The organism is Pararobbsia alpina (assembly GCF_902859895.1).
Classification (GTDB): Bacteria; Pseudomonadota; Gammaproteobacteria; order Burkholderiales; family Burkholderiaceae; genus Pararobbsia; species Pararobbsia alpina.
The window spans coordinates 44,733-61,136 of sequence record NZ_CADIKM010000002.1 but is presented as its reverse complement, the minus strand read 5'-3'; the positions used below and the strand labels follow the sequence as shown (position 1 = coordinate 61,136).

The 16,404-nt window shown below is 63.1% G+C and carries 14 protein-coding genes; 4 read left to right on the top strand and 10 right to left on the bottom strand.

From position 1 onward, the window contains the following. Nucleotides 1-182 precede the first annotated feature (182 nt). Nucleotides 183-521 (top strand): flagellar hook-basal body complex protein FliE, encoded by a 339-nt coding sequence (fliE, locus tag HV670_RS02430; protein WP_175103057.1) that lies wholly within the window; start codon nucleotides 183-185, stop codon nucleotides 519-521. A 68-nt stretch (nucleotides 522-589) separates the two neighbouring features. Here fliE and HV670_RS02425 read toward each other — a convergent pair whose 3' ends face one another. The 10 genes from HV670_RS02425 to HV670_RS02380 all read right to left on the bottom strand — a co-directional run bounded on the left by HV670_RS02425 (nucleotide 590) and on the right by HV670_RS02380 (nucleotide 11,387). Further along, nucleotides 590-982: an EscU/YscU/HrcU family type III secretion system export apparatus switch protein gene (locus HV670_RS02425; RefSeq protein ID WP_175103056.1), complete on the bottom strand. Its 393-nt coding sequence runs from the start codon at nucleotides 980-982 to the stop codon at nucleotides 590-592. Next, on the bottom strand, nucleotides 979-2,469 hold the full coding sequence (gene fliK, locus HV670_RS02420; protein ID WP_175103055.1) for a flagellar hook-length control protein FliK: 1,491 nt from the start codon (nucleotides 2,467-2,469) through the stop codon (nucleotides 979-981). The genes HV670_RS02425 and fliK overlap by 4 nt, the downstream gene beginning before the upstream one ends. A gap of 7 nt (nucleotides 2,470-2,476) precedes the next feature. After that, nucleotides 2,477-2,818, bottom strand: a complete 342-nt coding sequence (locus HV670_RS02415; RefSeq protein WP_175103054.1) for a flagellar protein FliT — start codon at nucleotides 2,816-2,818, stop codon at nucleotides 2,477-2,479. Next, nucleotides 2,815-3,243, bottom strand: coding sequence for a flagellar export chaperone FliS (gene fliS, locus HV670_RS02410; protein WP_175103053.1), 429 nt, complete (start codon nucleotides 3,241-3,243; stop codon nucleotides 2,815-2,817). The genes HV670_RS02415 and fliS overlap by 4 nt, the downstream gene beginning before the upstream one ends. A 95-nt stretch (nucleotides 3,244-3,338) precedes the next feature. Further along, nucleotides 3,339-5,543, bottom strand: coding sequence for a flagellar filament capping protein FliD (gene fliD / locus HV670_RS02405; RefSeq protein ID WP_175103052.1), 2,205 nt, complete (start codon nucleotides 5,541-5,543; stop codon nucleotides 3,339-3,341). 94 nt (nucleotides 5,544-5,637) lie between these two features. Beyond that, nucleotides 5,638-6,048 carry a flagellar protein FlaG gene (locus HV670_RS02400; protein WP_175103051.1) on the bottom strand — a complete coding sequence of 137 codons (411 nt, stop codon included), beginning with the start codon at nucleotides 6,046-6,048 and terminating at the stop codon, nucleotides 5,638-5,640. Nucleotides 6,049-6,350: 302 nt separating this feature from the next. After that, nucleotides 6,351-8,063, bottom strand: coding sequence for a flagellin N-terminal helical domain-containing protein (locus HV670_RS02395; protein ID WP_175103050.1), 1,713 nt, complete (start codon nucleotides 8,061-8,063; stop codon nucleotides 6,351-6,353). Between the two features lie 367 nt (nucleotides 8,064-8,430). Continuing rightward, nucleotides 8,431-9,084, bottom strand: a complete 654-nt coding sequence (gene rqpR, locus HV670_RS02390; protein WP_175103049.1) for a response regulator transcription factor RqpR — start codon at nucleotides 9,082-9,084, stop codon at nucleotides 8,431-8,433. A gap of 57 nt (nucleotides 9,085-9,141) precedes the next feature. After that, nucleotides 9,142-9,966, bottom strand: a complete 825-nt coding sequence (locus HV670_RS02385; RefSeq protein WP_175103048.1) for a sensor histidine kinase — start codon at nucleotides 9,964-9,966, stop codon at nucleotides 9,142-9,144. A 650-nt stretch (nucleotides 9,967-10,616) separates the two neighbouring features. Further along, nucleotides 10,617-11,387 (bottom strand): ferredoxin--NADP reductase, encoded by a 771-nt coding sequence (locus HV670_RS02380; protein WP_175103047.1) that lies wholly within the window; start codon nucleotides 11,385-11,387, stop codon nucleotides 10,617-10,619. A 456-nt stretch (nucleotides 11,388-11,843) separates the two neighbouring features. On the opposite strand from HV670_RS02380, the gene HV670_RS02375 reads away from it, so the two are divergent. The 3 genes from HV670_RS02375 to HV670_RS02365 all read left to right on the top strand — a co-directional run bounded on the left by HV670_RS02375 (nucleotide 11,844) and on the right by HV670_RS02365 (nucleotide 16,384). Beyond that, nucleotides 11,844-13,775 (top strand): tetratricopeptide repeat protein, encoded by a 1,932-nt coding sequence (locus HV670_RS02375; protein ID WP_175103046.1) that lies wholly within the window; start codon nucleotides 11,844-11,846, stop codon nucleotides 13,773-13,775. Then, nucleotides 13,772-15,694: a tetratricopeptide repeat protein gene (locus HV670_RS02370; protein WP_175103045.1), complete on the top strand. Its 1,923-nt coding sequence runs from the start codon at nucleotides 13,772-13,774 to the stop codon at nucleotides 15,692-15,694. Before HV670_RS02375 ends, HV670_RS02370 begins: the two co-directional genes overlap by 4 nt. Before the next feature lie 423 nt (nucleotides 15,695-16,117). Beyond that, the gene (locus HV670_RS02365) at nucleotides 16,118-16,384 is read left to right on the top strand and encodes an acyl carrier protein (RefSeq protein WP_175103338.1); all 267 of its coding nucleotides are present in this window, start codon (nucleotides 16,118-16,120) and stop codon (nucleotides 16,382-16,384) included. The last annotated feature ends 20 nt before the right edge of the window (nucleotides 16,385-16,404 follow it).

The window sequence follows — 16,404 nt, the reverse complement described above, 5'->3', positions numbered from 1 at the left end:
AGGGCGGGCAGACGACGACAAATTCTGCACGTTCCCGATTATTGGCTTCGCCTGCGAGGGTTGATCCTGTGAATAGAGCAGGGATTCCCCGTCAATTGATGGGCTTGGCACTCGTGGCCGGTGCTAACCTGCAAGCCATCGATGGAAGGATGACTTGCGCCGCGCGCGCACGGGAGAAGCCAATGAGCGGTATTAGTCCGATAGCGTCTGCCATGCAGCAGATCCAGCAGATGGCCACCCAGGCCGCCGGCGACGATACGCCCGATATGAACACCATCGCCGAGTCGGGTGCCTCGTCCGGCGAATTTGCCTCGCTTCTGCAAAACTCGCTCAAGAAAGTCAGTGCGCGACAGTTCAATGGGAACGCCGAGGCGCGTGCGTTCGAACTCGGCGCACCCAATGTCGCGCTCAACGACGTCATGGTTGACCTTCAGAAAGCCAATATCGCCTTCCAGGAAGCGGTCGAAGTCCGCAATAAGCTCGCTACCGCGTATTCGACGATCATGCAGATGACCGTCTGAGGCGGACCGCGGCGCACGGCGCCGCGGTTGTCCGTTCGCACGGAGTTTGTGCCCGCATCCGTGCCGGCTTATGCGGCCTCGTCCCTGCCGCGTTCGTCAGGCCAGTCAGCGGCTCGATCCTTGGCTTGCTCGGTGGACCGATTTTTGGCCCGTTCACCGGTTGGTTCGCCGGCCATGCCCGGCATCGCCGCCATGGGGTCGCCCTGCTCGAGCCGGTAGAGCCACGCGAGCAATTCGGCGACCGCCTGATAGAGCAGCGGCGGCACGTGGCTGTCCAGGTCCACGTTCATCAGCAGCGACACCATCTGCGAGGACTCGTGCACATAGAGTCCGGTCTCGCGCGCGCGTTGCACGATCATGTCCGCAATTTGCCCATACCCCTTCGCGACGACGCGCGGCGCGGCGTCGTCGCCGTGTTCGTAGGCCAGGGCGACGGCCTGGCGGCGTCCGGTGCTGCTCATATCGCTGCTCCGAGCGCTTGCGGCTGTGACGGCACGCTGCCGCGCGCATCGCGGATCGCCAACTGCTGGAGATCGAGGCCTGCCGAAGCGAGCGCTCTCATGAAATGAGAAGTGCCGTCCTTGAGTGTGCCGACCGTCTGTCCGTCTGCCGTGATGCGCGCACTGAGCTGGTGGCCCGTCAGGGTCAGTTCGGCGTCGACGAAACCGAGCGTCGGCAATTCGAGCGAGATACGCGTGCGCCAGATGCGCTGGTCGGCGGCGTGTATGTCGTCCGGATCCCAATCGAGCTCCCAGTACATCTTTGTGTTCGGCCAGGCCTCGCCCGACCAGCGAAACTGCGGCTCGACGCTCTGCAGCAGTTCGAGTTGCTGGCGCACGATCGAGAGTGCATCGGGGTGAATCGGCAACAAGGATGGCGCGCCGTTGGCCGGCTGCTGATTGACCTGAGCCATCGCTGCATGATTCGCCGTCGTCGCGGGACTCGCCGTGCTGTCGAGCGCCGAAGTGGCGGCTTGCGCGGCATAGGCGGCGTTTGCCGAGGTCGAGAACGTCGTGCCGCTTTGCTGGGGCGCAGCCGATCCGCCCGAGCTGCTCGAGGCACCCGAAGCACCCGCTTGAGCATTGGGACTTGCAGACGCGGCTCCCGGCGTCGCCGTGTTTGGCAGCGCGTTTCGCGAGGCGGTGGCGAGCAGTGAGGTACCGGGCATATCCATGTCGGCCGATTCCGCCGACACGCCGCCGTCAGGGCCGTCGTCACTGACGGGAGCGGCCTTGGCCTTGCCGCCCGCGACCTGAGTGGGGAGGCCGTCCGCCTCGACGATCTCGACCTCGACGATCTCGACGTCGACCATCTCGCTGCCGGTCATGGTGGCCGCTGGATTGGACGCGCCCGGCGCGGGCCGCCCCATGAATGGAGGCGGCGTGTTCGACGCGTCCTGCCCCGCCTGCTCGGGATCGAAAGGCCAGCCCGCCTCGCCCTCGGAGGGCGGCAGACGGGACTGCGGTTCCTGACTGAGCAAGGCGCTGCTGCGCTGGCCCGAGAGCCACTGGACGAGGTGTGATTCGTAGAAGAGACCGCTCGTATCGAGTGCCTGCTCGAGCGCCATGGCGAGCGACGAGGCAAGACCGTCGGGCACCGACTCTGTCACAAGGGCCGCGCCCGACGCCTGATTCGCGGCGCCCGCGGCACCCGCGTTGGGCGCGGTCGACCAGAGCGGCTGGCGTCCGACGACAGGGGGGGCTTCGTCGCCGCCGGTGCGCGAAATCATATTGAGCGCGAGCGCCGTTTCCGACAGATCGGCCTGGGCCGAGGCGGGTGGCGGGCTGGGCGGCGCGACCCTGACGGGCTGCGCATTGGCCCATTGGGTGCTGGATGCCGCATCGGCTGGGCGAGCAGCAGTGACGTCCGATGTGCCGGATATCGCATTGAGCAGCATGTCGATCCGGCTGTTAAGCGCGGACGCGACAGCCGGGTCGATCCCACTCATAAGAGCCTCAGTTGCGTATCGGCTTCATGCCGTACATATCGTGCAGCGCACGCGTTTGCCGGTCGCTTGCAATCAGAGCGGACAGACGTGCGATACGGGGACTCGCCAGCTCGCGGATGCCCGCGTCATTGTCGAGGATACGGCGAATCAGATCGTGCTTCGTTTGTCGCCCGGGTTCGTCGAGGACGACTCGCGCGTCGATCGGGCGGATCTCGTCGATCAGGCGCTCGTACTCGGTCTGCAACTTGAACAACTGGTTCCAGTCGTCGCTGCGTGCCGCATTGAGCATGCGCGCGGTGACCGCCGCAATGGCTTCGTAATAGGAAAACAATTCAAGCGGGGAGTTCATGCTTGGAATTCCGCGCTCATCTGCGGCGCCGAAACTTCAGGCCCGATGGTGCGCCATGCGTCTTCAAGTGTCGCGAGCAGCGCATCGACCTCGACGATCAGCGTGTCGTCGAGCTTCAACGAAGCTTCTGTGAGTCGGCGGGTCATGTAGTCGTAAAGCTGGTTGAGCCGCTGGGCGATTTCGCCGCCCGCGTTCAGGTCGAGCGCTTGCTGGAGACCGCCGCCGATGATGCCGATCGCGTGCGCAATGGACCGGCCCTTCGTCGCGATGTCCCCGCTCTGCGCGGCCATGCGCGCAACGGCAAGCGCCTTGCGAGCCCCTTCATACAACAGCACGATCAAGCGGTGCGGGCTTGCATCGACCACGCTGGTTTGCATACCGACACGCGAATATGCGCTGGCGCCAGACTGTCCGGACGAGTACATGGCGAATCTCCTGTATTGCCTGATGTCGGGCGGCTCCTGTCGGAGCGCACCCGGGTAAAACATTCATTCACGGGCCGTTGCTACCGGCCGGCGGCTTAGCTGCTGGTGGCCGGGTTGAAGATCTGCTGCAGGTAGCTCTGGATGCTCTGCATCGAGGCCAGCGTCGTTTCCAGCTGCGTGAACTGGGTCTGGTAATTCGCGCTGACCGAATCGATATAGCTTTGTGTCTGGGTCTCCTGCGCTTCGATCGCCGTGATCTGGCTGTTGAGCGTGCTGAGGGCGCTCGTGATCGCACCGTCGGAGGTCGCACCCGCCTGGCCGCTGACCTGCACGGCCTGGGTCATGACCGCCATGAGCTGGGTCGCGATACCGGACGAATAGCTGACGCTGCCGCGCGAGCCGGTCTGGGAGCCCTGGACCGTAACGGCCAGGCCCGCTGCCGGGTTGTTGCCGCTCGCGGTCAGAGTTTGGCCCGAGCCTGTCGCGGGCTGGCCGCCGATCGAACCCTCGATGTCGACACCCGTGGTGCCGACATTCGAAGCCTGGCCGAACAGCCCAGCGGCGTCGGTGCCCGTGATCTCGACGGTCGAGTTCGATCCGAACGCGGTCGAGGTCACGCTGAGCGTGCCGTTCGCATTCGCGATCACATTCACCGCGGAGCCCCCCGCCGAGAACGTCGAGTTGCCGTTGATCGCGGACTGCAAGGCGGTTGCATAGGCGCCGAGCGTTGCGTAGTTGCCGGCCGGTACCGTCACGCTCGCGAACGTGCCATTCAGATTGATCGACAGCTGGGTCGCGGCCGTTTCACCGGCCGTCGCACCCGCGGCGGTATCGGGAGGAAGAACGGCCGGCGCCGAGCCCGTGAGCGAGCCCTGCGTCGCGGCCTGAGTGACCGTGATCCCATACGTGCCGGATTGCGGCGTCGTATTGGCGTCGGCGAAGGCCGTCACCAGCGCATCGGTTGCGGTCGTCTGGGTGGCGAACAGACCTTGCAAGGCGTTTGGATTGGCGGCGAGCGCCGAGCTGAGCGTGGACGAGTCGAGCACAAGCTGGTTGTCGGCCGGATTCGACGGGTCGAGCGTGATGCCGACGTCGGAGAGGCCGCTCATGTTCTGCGGCATACCTGCGACGATGCTCGAGACGATCGACTGGATTTGCGTCATCAACTGCTGCGTTGTGCCGTCGCCGAGCAACGGTCCGTTCTGCGTGCTGTCGCTCGCATTGAAGTTGGTCAGCGGCTGAATCGTCGTCTGCATCGTGTTGTATGCCGTGACGAAATTCTGCACGAGCGTGGACAGATTCGAGGTCGCGTTGCCGACGGTGATCGTCGTGGCGCCCGTGCCGACCAGCCCGATTGCGAGACCCGGAAACGAACCATCGACGGTGTTCGACGGACTCGAGATCGGCGTGCCGTTGACGGTCATCTCGGCGTTGCCTGCCGCCGTGGTTTGCGTCATGTTCATGGTGCCGGCGGGGTCGTACTGAAGCAGGCTCGTGATGGCGGTGTCGCCCGCGCCGGTGCCGCCCGCCCCCGCGACGTTGATCTGAATCGACTGCGTGGCGCCGGTTGCGGTTGAACTGATCTGGAGGCGATAGGGCGTACCGCTGCCATCGTTGACGATCGATGCCGTGACGCCAACGTTCGCCGAATTGATTGCCTGGGCGATGCCCTGAAGCGTGTTGTTGGACGAATTGATCGTGATCGGTACGACGGTCTGGCCGCTATTCGGCGTGAAGCTCGCCGGTACTGCCGAGACCGGTGGGGGACCCGCGCTGGCCGGAATGGCCGGTGTCGTCGTGCCGAGCTGGATATTCAGCGTGGTCGGGGTGCCCGAGCCGATCGATGTCGTGGTGCTCGCCTGCCCGGGGGCGAGCAGCGATTCGGCCGACGCCAGGGCGGTCACGTTGAGATCGTATGAGCCGGCCACGGCGCCCGTGTTGAGCGCAACCGACGCGACCGTTTCATCGCTGGAGGCAGCCGCAAGCGACTGGAAATTCGACGCGAACGTGAGATTGGAGAGCGTGCTCTCGAATGTCGAGAACGCCGAGGAAATCGTCCCGAATGCGGACACTTCAGTCTGTACACCCGCTTGCTGCGCCTGCAAGTTCAGCAGCGGCACACTTTCAACCGACATCAAGCCAGACATCAGTTGCGAGAGATTCATCGACGAGCCGATACCCGAGCCCGAAATGATGGACTGCGCGGCTGCCTTCGCATTGGCCTGTGCCTGGGCGAGAATCTCCGCGGCGGTCGGCGTGGACGTGGTACCGCCGCTGGACGAACTGACGCTGCTTGTCATTGAATCTACCTCTTCTGATGTTCGTTCAGTCCTTCGGCTGGCCCCGGACTTCATCGCCTACCGTCGTGTTCACCGCTATTCCAGCGCGGGCTGCTCAGGCTTTCTGGCCGATCAGCAGGCCTTTGCTCTGTTCGAGCGCGTGGGCCGCCTTGATCGCATCTTCGGACGGCATCTGCCGGACCGTCTTGCCCGTTTCGGAATCCACCACCTTGACGACGCGCGTAAGCGTTTCGGGGTCGAATGTGAACTCGAGCGTGGTCGAAAAACGCTTGAGTGCCGAGTTGATCGAGCTGACCGCCTGCTGCGCGGCGTTGCCCTCACTGACCGGCGGCGCTTGATACAGGCCCTGCGCATTCAATGCGGCGGCCGCGCCCGACAGGTTGACCGCATCGTCCTGCGACTTCTTTTCCTGATTTTGATACGCCTGCAGCGAACCGGTACCGCTTCCGTAGAGCGTGGCCGCGACGAGACCGCTGGCGTTCGTGTTGGATGCCGATACGTCCATATCCCTTCTCCTCAGAGATCGAATCGAAATGACGTCTGGATGGATTCAATCATTTCGATGCGGACTCACTCTGTCTGAAAAAAACGGTCGGCGTTCGCGCGCTGAGCGCGAAGCCGACAGTTCCAAACACAGCTTGCTTCTTGTTTTCTGCTTTTGTTCCAGCGTATGGCGACGCCCCGATCCTGGCGGCCTTCGCACCCGCGCCCGGCTGGCCGTCCGCTTTGGGCGGGATCCGACCGGGCGAGTTTTCCAACGTTTCTGGCGGTGGCGCTGCTGCTTGCCGCCGCCAGAAACCGTACGTCTTACTGCAGAAGCTTCAGGACTGTTTGCGGCATCTGGTTCGCTTGCGCGACCATGGCCGTACCGGCGCTCTGGAGCACTTGCGCGCGCGACAGGTTCGATGCTTCGGCCGCGTAGTTCGTATCCTGGATTGACGATTGCGCGCTTTGTGCGTTCTGCGTTGCCGATTGCAAGTTTGTGATCGTCGAGGTGAAGCGGTTCTGCACGGCGCCCAGCTCGCCTTGCAGGCTGTCGACTTCATTGAGGGCCGAGTCGACTGCTTGCAGCGTTTTTTGCGCGTCTGCCACCGTCAGCACGTCAGCGGTGGCGAGGCTGGTGCTGGACGTCCCTGCCGTGTAGATCGTCTGGCCTGCACCCGTCAGGCCGGAGTCGGTGCCGATCGAACCGGTACCCGAGACGGAAATGCCAGCGTTCGAATACGATTCGAGCTGGAGGTGACCGCTCGAATCCGCCGAGGCGACGACGTTGGTGATATGGGCGGCATTGATCGCTGCGGCCAGATCCGATGCGTTCCAGCTCGAGCCAGTCGTGACGACCGTGCCGTTGATCGTGACGCTTGCCGCGCTCGTGCCGCCGAGCGATGCCGACGAGTCGACTGCCTTGCCGGTGGCGGCAAGGTTCGTCGCGCTGGTGGAGAGCGACGTTGCGTCCGAACCCGAGAGACCGATCGTGCTGCTCGACGACAGGGAGACCGTACCGTACAGCGTCGAACCCTGGAGGCCCGCACCCGACTTGGTGTTGGTTAGGACGCTGCCCGAACCCGACGAGTCCGAGAGGACAATGTTGCGGCCGTCAGCTGCGGTCAGCTGGAGCGAGCCGTCGGCGTTTTGCGATGCCGTCACACCGGTGTTCGACGAATGAGCGTTGATGCCGCTGATCACGTCACCCATCGACAACTGGGCGCCGGCGCCGGCGGTGTACACGTCCGTGCCGTTGATGTTCAGCGTCGTTGCCGTGGCAACCGAGGTGGCCACCGAGACGTTCTGCGTGTTCGTTGCGGTTGCGCTCAGGCCGGTGATGTTACCAGCGGTGATAGCGGCGGCAGCGGCGTAGGCACTGTCTGCCGATTGACCTGCTGCAGTGCCGGCCTGGGCCGAACCGATTGCGTAGGTCTGGCCGTTCCCCAGCTGGATGGCCAGCGAGCCCGCCGACAGGTTGTTGCCGCTAGCCGCACCCATTTGCAGGGTGGTCGACGACGTTTGGCCGATTTGCGAGGTCTTGACGCTGCTCGACAAGTCGACGCTGATGGTCTGGCCGGCGTTTGCACCGACCTGGAAGTTCGCGACACCGAACGAGCCGTCAAGAAGGTTCAGGCCATTGTACTGCGTTTGCGATGCGATACGGTTGATTTCCGACAGGCGTTGCTGAACTTCTTGGTCCATCGACTGGCGGTCGGTGGCGGAGTACGTCGAGTTCGACGCCTGCACGGCCAGTTCGCGGATACGCTGGAGGTTCGAGGTGATCTGCGACAGGGCCGAACCCGCCGTTTGCGCGAGCGAGATGCCGTTCGTCGCATTTTGCTGGGCAGCCGTGAGGCCGTTGATCTGCGCCGTCATACGGTCCGAAATCGCCAAGCCCGCTGCATTGTCAGCGGCGCTGTTGATCTGCAGGCCAGAGGACAGACGCGTAACAGCCGAGGTCAGGCTTGCCTGCGAGTTCGAGAGGTTATTCTGAGCGATCTGCGACAGAATATTCGTGTTGATGACTGATGACATGAAGCTGCTCCATTTTCCAAGAGTCGGTGCATTTCGGCACACCTACCGTAACGAGGCTGTCTTGCAGACGAACCGAAATAGCCACCGTTGTTTGGGTTATCGGAGCGTTGCCGCAAAGCTTTAGGGTGCGACTGCGCAGGTGAACCGGCGAGGGCCGGGTGGCGCGCCGCATCCAGGACGACCGGAAAACAGGATAGCCCGCCGCGTGAGGCGTCTATGCCGCGATGAGACGGGGCTTTCCGGGGTATTTCAGCGGATGGGAGGCGCAGCGTTGCGGCCGCTCAGGAAACACGGCCGGGAGATGAAAAAAATAGTTTCAACGTGTAACAGGACCGCTGTCAGGCGGGGTGCGGTCCGTCGCAAACGGTTAGGCCGCGGCACCGCCGACGTCGATCAGATTGTTACTCATCACGTAGTACGTGAGTTCGGCGTTGTTCGACAGGCCCATCTTTTCGAGCAGGCGCGAGCGGTAGACGCTGACCGTCTTGACCGACAAGGAGAGCGCATGGGCAATATCGGTGAGGCGCTTACCCGATCCCAGCATGCATAAAGTCTGATACTCGCGGTCCGACAGGCGTTCGTGCGGCAATTGGTCGCCGTCAAGCGAAACATAGTCGGCCAGCGCCTCGGCCATTTGAGCCGATACATATTTGCGGCCCGCGGCGACCTGGCGTACCGCGTTCATCATTTCCGCCGCGTTCGACGTCTTGCTCAGATAACCCGCGGCGCCGGCCTTGAGCGCACGCACGGCATACTGGTCTTCGCGGTACATGCTGAACATCAGCACCGGCACGCGCGGCGCCTTGCGTCGCAGGCGCTTGAGCACTTCGATGCCGTTCATGTCGGGCAGCGAGATATCGAGCAGCACGATATCCCAGAAAGACCGGTCGATCTGCGCGAGGGCATCCGCGCCGGTCTCGGCTTCCGACACTTCGGTTGCGACACCCTTGTCGAGTAGCAGTTGCCTGACACCTTGGCGCACGATCGCGTGATCGTCGGCGAGCAAGATTCGTAGCGTCATGTTAGGTCGGTGATCGCAGTCGGTAACGGGTTGGGTAGTCGGGTCGGACGCCGCGTATCAACGCGATGTGCACAACACGTCCCACGGGAGCCGGGCACGGACCTGCATGCCCTGGCCGGCCTGCGAACTGATTTTCAATGAACCGCCGAGCGCCTCGCAGCGCGCGCGCATTCCGGACAAGCCGAAACGGTTTGCCTTGGCGCGTGCGCCGCGGGCGAGTCCGCGGCCGTCGTCCTTGATCGTGAGCGTCAGAAAGCGCCGCTCGGCGGCGATCGTGACTTCCACGCTTTGCGCAGCCGCGTGCTTGGCGGTGTTGTTCAGCGATTCCTGAACGATCCGGAAGACGGTATTGGCCCCGTCGTTTTGTATTTGTGCGATTCGCGCACGCATCGAGGGGGCGTCGGCGATCGTTTCGAATGAAGTCTGCAGCCGCGTGGCGGCGCTGAAATCGTCGATCCAGCGCGTCAATGCGTTCACGAGCCCACCCTCGAGCGCCGGTGCATGGCCTTCTTCAACCAGGCGGTGGCTGGTTTCGCAGAGATTGTCGAGTGCGGTGTTCGCGGTGGCGAGCGCTTCATGGCACGCTTCGGCGGCGTTCATCGGTAGCCATGTCTCGATGCGCGCGAGCGCATAGCGCGACGCCGTGAGCTGGGCGCCGAGGCCGTCATGCAGTTCGCGCGCGAGCCGGGCTCGTTCGGCTTCCCGCGTGGCGACCAGTTCCATCGCGAGTTCACGCACCCGTGCGTTGAGGCGCTCGATTTCGATGCGCGCCTGCGCAAGTTCCTGGGCGGCCGTCGCACCACTGTTCCAGCCGGCGTCAGCCCGTGCGTCGAGCGCCGGAACCGAAGTCGTCGTGTCGAGCTGAGCCTCGCGTTCGGGCATGTAAACATGTCCGGTGGGCCGCGAAGCCAGCATTGACAAGGTGTCTGCAGGAAACTGCATGTTCGGTTTACCAGTAGGAATGAAAGGTTTCAAGAACGAAGCCTTGCGCAGATCGGTGACCCCCAATGTAACTTAATTTACATTCGGTAACAACTTGACAAATGGTCGTCGCGGGGAAGTGACGAGACTTTGGAACGCGTTCGCATAATAGGCCAAAACGCATGTTGGGAAAGGGCCTGGGCGTGTCGGACTATTCTGGGGTGAAGGTCTGACGGGGAGCAAAACTCGGTCTTAAGTAGCGAAAACACCTACATGTGGGTAAAAAAATCTGACAAATGCTGTAACAACTTGTTGGAGGGGAGGGAACTTATTTCGCGGTCGGCAACATCGAGATTCTGGTGTGTTCGTGCTCAAAATTTAAGCGCGACCCCGCTAAATGGGGATTTAGGTAAACCCCACTAAATTCGCCGGACGGCTATTCACATGGGTGTCATCTGTGCCGTGCGGTATCCCAAAGAGCTGGATTCGTCGCCCAGAAAAAATCCCCTGCGCCCATACGGCGACAGGGGATCGACGAGACTTTGTCAGTCAGGGCCAAGCGCGGAGACCACGGGGGCGACGGATCCGCCACCACCGCGCCCCGCAAACGTTCAGCCGACGAATGCCTTCTCGACCACGTAGTGACCCGGCTCCGAATTGCTGCCTTCGGCAAAACCGAGCGACGTCAGCAGTTCGCGCGTGTCCTTGAGCATGTGGGGGCTGCCGCACAGCATCATGCGGTCGTTCTCGAGCGAAAACGAGCTCAGGCCCAGATCCTCGAACACCTTGCCGGTCTGGATCAGGTCGGTGATGCGGCCGCGCGTCTGGAAGTTCTCGCGCGTGACGGTCGGGTAGTAGACGAGCTTCTCGCGGATCAGGTCGCCGAGATGTTCGTGCGCCGGCAGGTGCTCAGTGATGAACTCCTTGTAGGCCAGCTCGTCGACGAAGCGGCAGGTGTGCGTCAGGATCACGCGTTCGTAGCGATCGTAGACGTCCGGATCCTTGATGATGCTCATGAACGGCGCGAGTCCCGTACCGGTCGAGAGTAGCCACAGGTTCTTGCCCGGCAGCAGGTTGTCGACGACCAGCGTGCCGACGGGCTTCTTGCCGATAAAGACCTTGTCGCCTTCTTTCAGATGCTGGAGCCGCGAGGTCAGGGGGCCGTCGGGCACCTTGATCGACAGAAATTCGAGGTTCTCTTCGTAGTTGGCGCTCGCCAGGCTGTAGGCGCGCAACAGCGGCTTGCCGTCGACTTGAAGGCCGACCATCGTAAACTGGCCGTTTTCGAAACGGAACGACGCGTCACGCGTGCAGGTAAAGCTGAACAGCGTGTCGGTCCAGTGATGCACGCTGAGAACGGTTTGTTCGTTGAGGTTGCTCATATCTTCGGCTCAGTCAGTCAATCGGGCGCCGGACGGTGCGGGACGACCGTATCGTATTTCGGCGCACGTGCTCGTATTACGTATGGGTCGTTTCGAGCAAGGGCAGCCCTGCATTCTACCGGAGTTGCGAATCGTTGCTGTTTGCGGCCTCTGCCGGACAGGGGCATTGCATGTTCGGGTCCGACAGACGCACGGCCCACGGCTCATGAGGAAAGCGCGGTAAGGGTTGCCGATGTGCGAGCGCAGGTATTCGGATCGCTGCCGCGGAACCCTGGAAAAGCAGGTGCAGGCGAGGTGCGATTCTCCTGAGGCTCAACCTAAACACCCCCTCTCAGACCTAAACTTCGCATGGATTCGGCCGTTAAGCATGGCAGGACAATGGTGCCGGCGCGCAGGGAGATGTGCAGCTGAGGTTGCCGCTGTTGCCATTCCAGCCGTCAATATAGGTGAATGACGATGAATCCGTACGAACTGGCGCGTGCCGCCCTTGAAAAAAAGCAGCTGAATGCAGCTGACCGTGGTTTCAGTGCGATCCTCAAAAAGGCACCTGGCCACTGGCAGGCGATGCGCGATCTCGGAGTGGTTCGTTTACACCAGGGGCGCTTCGCCGATGCGGAAAAGCTGCTGCGCCGTGCGCTGGAGATTCGTCCGACCGACGCGGATGCCCGTCTGCAACTGGCTGAAATGTTCTTCGCACTCAAACGCTCGGAAGAAGCCATCGCCTGCTACGAAGAAGCGCTTGCCGTCGACGTTGCGTGTGAGCGGGCCTGGGTCGGACTGCATCGTGTGTTCGATGGACTCGGTCGCGGCGGTGATGCACTCGAGCGCCTGAGTCACGCCGCCGATGCACACCCTGACTCATTCGTCCTGCAGGTCTGCGTGGGCGATATGTTGGCCCGGCTGGACCGCCATGCCGACGCATTGCGTTTCTTCGTCCGAGCGCTTCGGATCAAGCACAACGACCCGGTCACACAGATCAAATATGCGACCGCGCTGTATTTTGCGGAACGCTATGAAGAATCCGTCGCAGCCTACGAACTGGCGCTGGCGCTTACTCCATCCGACGCCTTCTGCCTGTCTCAGAAGGGCAACGCGTTATTCAAACTGGGGCGCAACGCCGAGGCGGTCAGCGTACTTGCGCGTGCGCTCGAGTCGAAGCCCGGCGACTACGATGCGCTGGTCGGCATGGGCGCGACCCTCTGGAGAATGGGGCGCAATGAGGAGGCGCTCAGTTTTCTGCAGGCGGCCCTGGGCGTGAACCCGAGGGGCACGGCGGCCTTCAATAACCTTGGGCACGTGATGGCCGCGCTGAAGGCCGACGCGGATGCCATCGTCATGTTCGATCGTGTGCACGAACTGGAGGCCGATTCTCCGCTGGATTCACGTCTCACCGCGGCGACCTGCCGTTTGCGGCTCGGCAACTATGCCGAAGGCTGGCGCGGCTATGAGACGCGCTTCAGCGTCGCCAGGCATCCGATCATCGCCCCGGAAAAGTATGCGGGTGCAAAGCGCTGGAACGGTGAAGATCTCAACGGAGCGACGCTGCTGGTGACAGCGGAGCAAGGGCATGGCGATACGGTGCAGTTCTCGCGATATATGCCTATGCTCGCCCGATCGGTCAACGGGAGGGTCGTGTTCGCCGTGCAGGCCGCGGTGCAGCCATTGCTTGCACCCAGCGTGGCAGCGTGGGCACCCGCGGGCAATCTCACACTGGCAAGCCACCTCGGCGAACTTCCGCATTGCGATTTCCACGTACCGTTGATGAGCCTGCCTCTGATTTTCGGAACGCGTGTGGAGACGATTCCGAGCGCGCGGAAATACTTGTCGGTTCCTCAGAGCTACCGTGAAAAGTGGCGCAGTGCGTTGCCGGCCAATGGCAAGCTGCGCATCGGCATTGCCTGGTCCGGCAATGCCGCCCATGTGAACGATCACAATCGTTCGATGCCGATCGCCCACCTTGCACCGCTCCTTGGCGACGCTTCGGTCGACTGGTGTGTCATCCAGCCGGGTCTGTCGCCCTTCGACCAGTTGTCGCTGACGTCCGTGCCGCATGTTTTCAACGCTGGCAATCATCTGACGGACTTTGCGGATACCGCTGCCTTGATCGAAATACTCGACGTTGTGGTGTCGGTCGACACGTCGGTGGCCCACATCGCCGGTGCGCTCGGCAAGCCCATATGGCTGATGCTGCCGTGGGCCGCGGAATGGCGCTGGTTCCACGATCGTACCGACTCGCCGTGGTATCCGAGCGCACGCCTGTTCCGGCAGCCCGCGCTTGGTGATTGGGAGGGGCTTGTCGACAATGTGCAGCAGGCCTTGATCGAATTCGCCCGAGGCAAGGCGGCTAGCGAGCTCGGCTCCGCCGCAACGCTGGAGTTCGTGATGTGAGCTCGGATGACATCGATGCGTCCTCGGTGTCGCTGATCGAAGCGTTTCACGCCGGCCGTGGCGGGATCGACGCGCTCGTCACGATCGGTGCGGGACGCCTCGCATGCGGCGATGCGCGCAATGCAGCGGCCTTCGCGCGCACGGCGCAATTCCTTGCTCCCGAGCATGCCGCGCCGAGCCTGCTGCTGGGTCGTGCGCTTGTCGAACTTGGAGAATATTCGGATGCAGTCGACGTGCTGCGCGGTGCACTGGCCGCTGACAGTTCAATCGATCCGGCTCCGACATCGTCTCTGGATCCCCTGAGCGAGAGCGATGCGCGCATCGCGCTCGGGCGCGCACTGTCCCAAAGTTCGCGCGCGGCCGAGGCGATTCCCGAATTCGAACGTGCTGTCGCGGCCGCACCTGATAGTGCGGTGGCGCTGACCTGGCTCGGCGAAGCGCTTGCTCACGCTAAACACTATCCGCAGGCCTTTGCGGCACTGAACCGCGCCATCGTGATCGATCCCGCCCATGGCCGTGCGCACACCGCATTGGGGGAGGCGCTGATCGAGGTCGGTCGCTCGGCTGCCGCGCTCGTTCCGCTCCAAAAGGCGCTTGCGCTCGACACCGGTCGCGGCGCGCCGGCCGTCGCGTTTGCGCAGGCGCATGTGCGGCTCGGCAAGCTGGCCCAGGCGCTGCCATGGTTCAACCGCGCGATCGAGATCGAGCCGACTTGTGCCGAGGCATTCCGGCACCTGGGCCGCACTCTTGCGGCACTGAGTCTCGATAACGAAGCGCTCAGCTGTATCCGTGCCGCGCGCCAGCTGCGCGGCGGCGATTGGCCCGACACCTGGATGGACGAGGCCGGCCTCCTGCTGCGCCGGGGCGACTATCGGGCCGGATGGCGGGCCTATGAAAACCGTGAGTTCGCCCAGCGTCTTGCGACCATCACGCCGTCTGTCTGGAACGGCGACGACAGCATTGCCGGCGAGTCACTCCTGTTGATCGCGGAACAAGGGCTCGGCGACACGATCCAGTTCTTCCGTTTCGCGCGCCACGTTGCGGCGCTCGGCGCACAGGTGACCGTCGAAGTCCAGCAACCCCTCAAAGGGCTGCTCGCGCGCAGCGTGGCCGGGATCGAAAGCATGCAAGTTATCGCGCGGGGCGATCCGCAACCCGCATTCACCCGGCAGAATTCGCTCGTGAGCATGCCTCATGCATTGCGAGCCGAGGGCGAAAGCTACGGCAGCGACGTCCCTTACCTGAGCGCGCGCGGCGACCGCATCCCGGCATGGCGTGCGAAGCTCGATGCGCGTTGGCAGGCCAGTGCGGGTTCAGGGCAGGCCGGTGCGGGCTCAGGCCTGGCTGCGGACAAGGGCGAAAGCAAAGGCGCGAGCCGAGACGCAAGCCGAGACACAAGCCGAGACACAAGCGCTGTCGTGACCCCGTTCGAGGGCCTATCCCTACCTGCGCGCCCGCGTCTGCGCGTCGGCCTTGTCACGTCAGGCAACCCGCTGTTCCGCAGCGACGCAGACCGGTCGATGCCGCTGGCGGAGGCAGCGCCGCTGCTCCGCTTCCCCGATATCCAATGGGTCATCGTCCAGCCGGAGCTGCGCGCACGCGACCAGCCGACCCTCGATGCGCACCCGGCCGTCTGGCTCTGCGGCGGCGAACTGCGCGACTTCGACGACACGGCCGCGCTGCTGGCCACGCTCGATCTTGTGATCAGCGTCGATTCAAGCGTCGCGCATCTCGCCGGTGCGATGGGCCGCCCCGTCTGGCTTCTGCTCCCCTTCCACGGCGACTGGCGCTGGCTGCGCGAGCGCAGCGACACTCCCTGGTACCCGAGCGCGACCCTGTTCCGGCAGCCCGGCCCGCAGGACTGGAAATCTGTGATCGCGGCAGTTTCAAATGCGCTCGACAGCTGGCAAGTCCCTTGAGCGGGCCGAGCTTCCTTCGCACGACCCTGTCCGAGGCCGTTTCCGGCTGGTATCCCGATACTCGGAACAACTAAGCAAGCAATCACGAGAAAGTCCGTGACGAGAAAGTCAGCGGCATTCAATTAGTCAGCGGCATTCAAATGCTGCGATGCAATATAAGCGCCTGCGGGAAGCTTGCCGGCTCCCGGAAGTGCCGCACTCGCGCGAGATCCGCAGTTTGTGTGAGCCATCGCACCGATTCAAAACTCGCGATCCCGTCTAATTCACTCCACTCACCTATCCCCGCCAAAACTAAACGAGGGGTATCTGGTGAAAGGAGCCGTGTAACGCGCGATCACGAGACAACCCATCCAGGTTTTTGTCGTCACCCGCGCGGTCAAGTCGGTACGTTTTTTGGGGCTTAGCTTGAAATTGGGGAACCTGATGAACACCGCGCCTCGCTACATCGCCCTGCGGCGAATCCTTTCCGAATCCGCACGGCTGGACGTGCCGGTCGATCAGATCGAAGACGCTACCGACCTCTATGACCACGGCCTGTCGTCGCTGGCGACGGTGCAAATCATGTTGGCTGTCGAAGACGCGTTCGACATTGAAATTCCCGACGCCATGCTCACGCGCAGGCTGTTCCAGTCGATCGATTCACTCGCTGCGGCGGTGCTCAGCCTTGCCGTAAACAAGGCGGAAGTATGAGCACGCTCCCCGCAGTCACG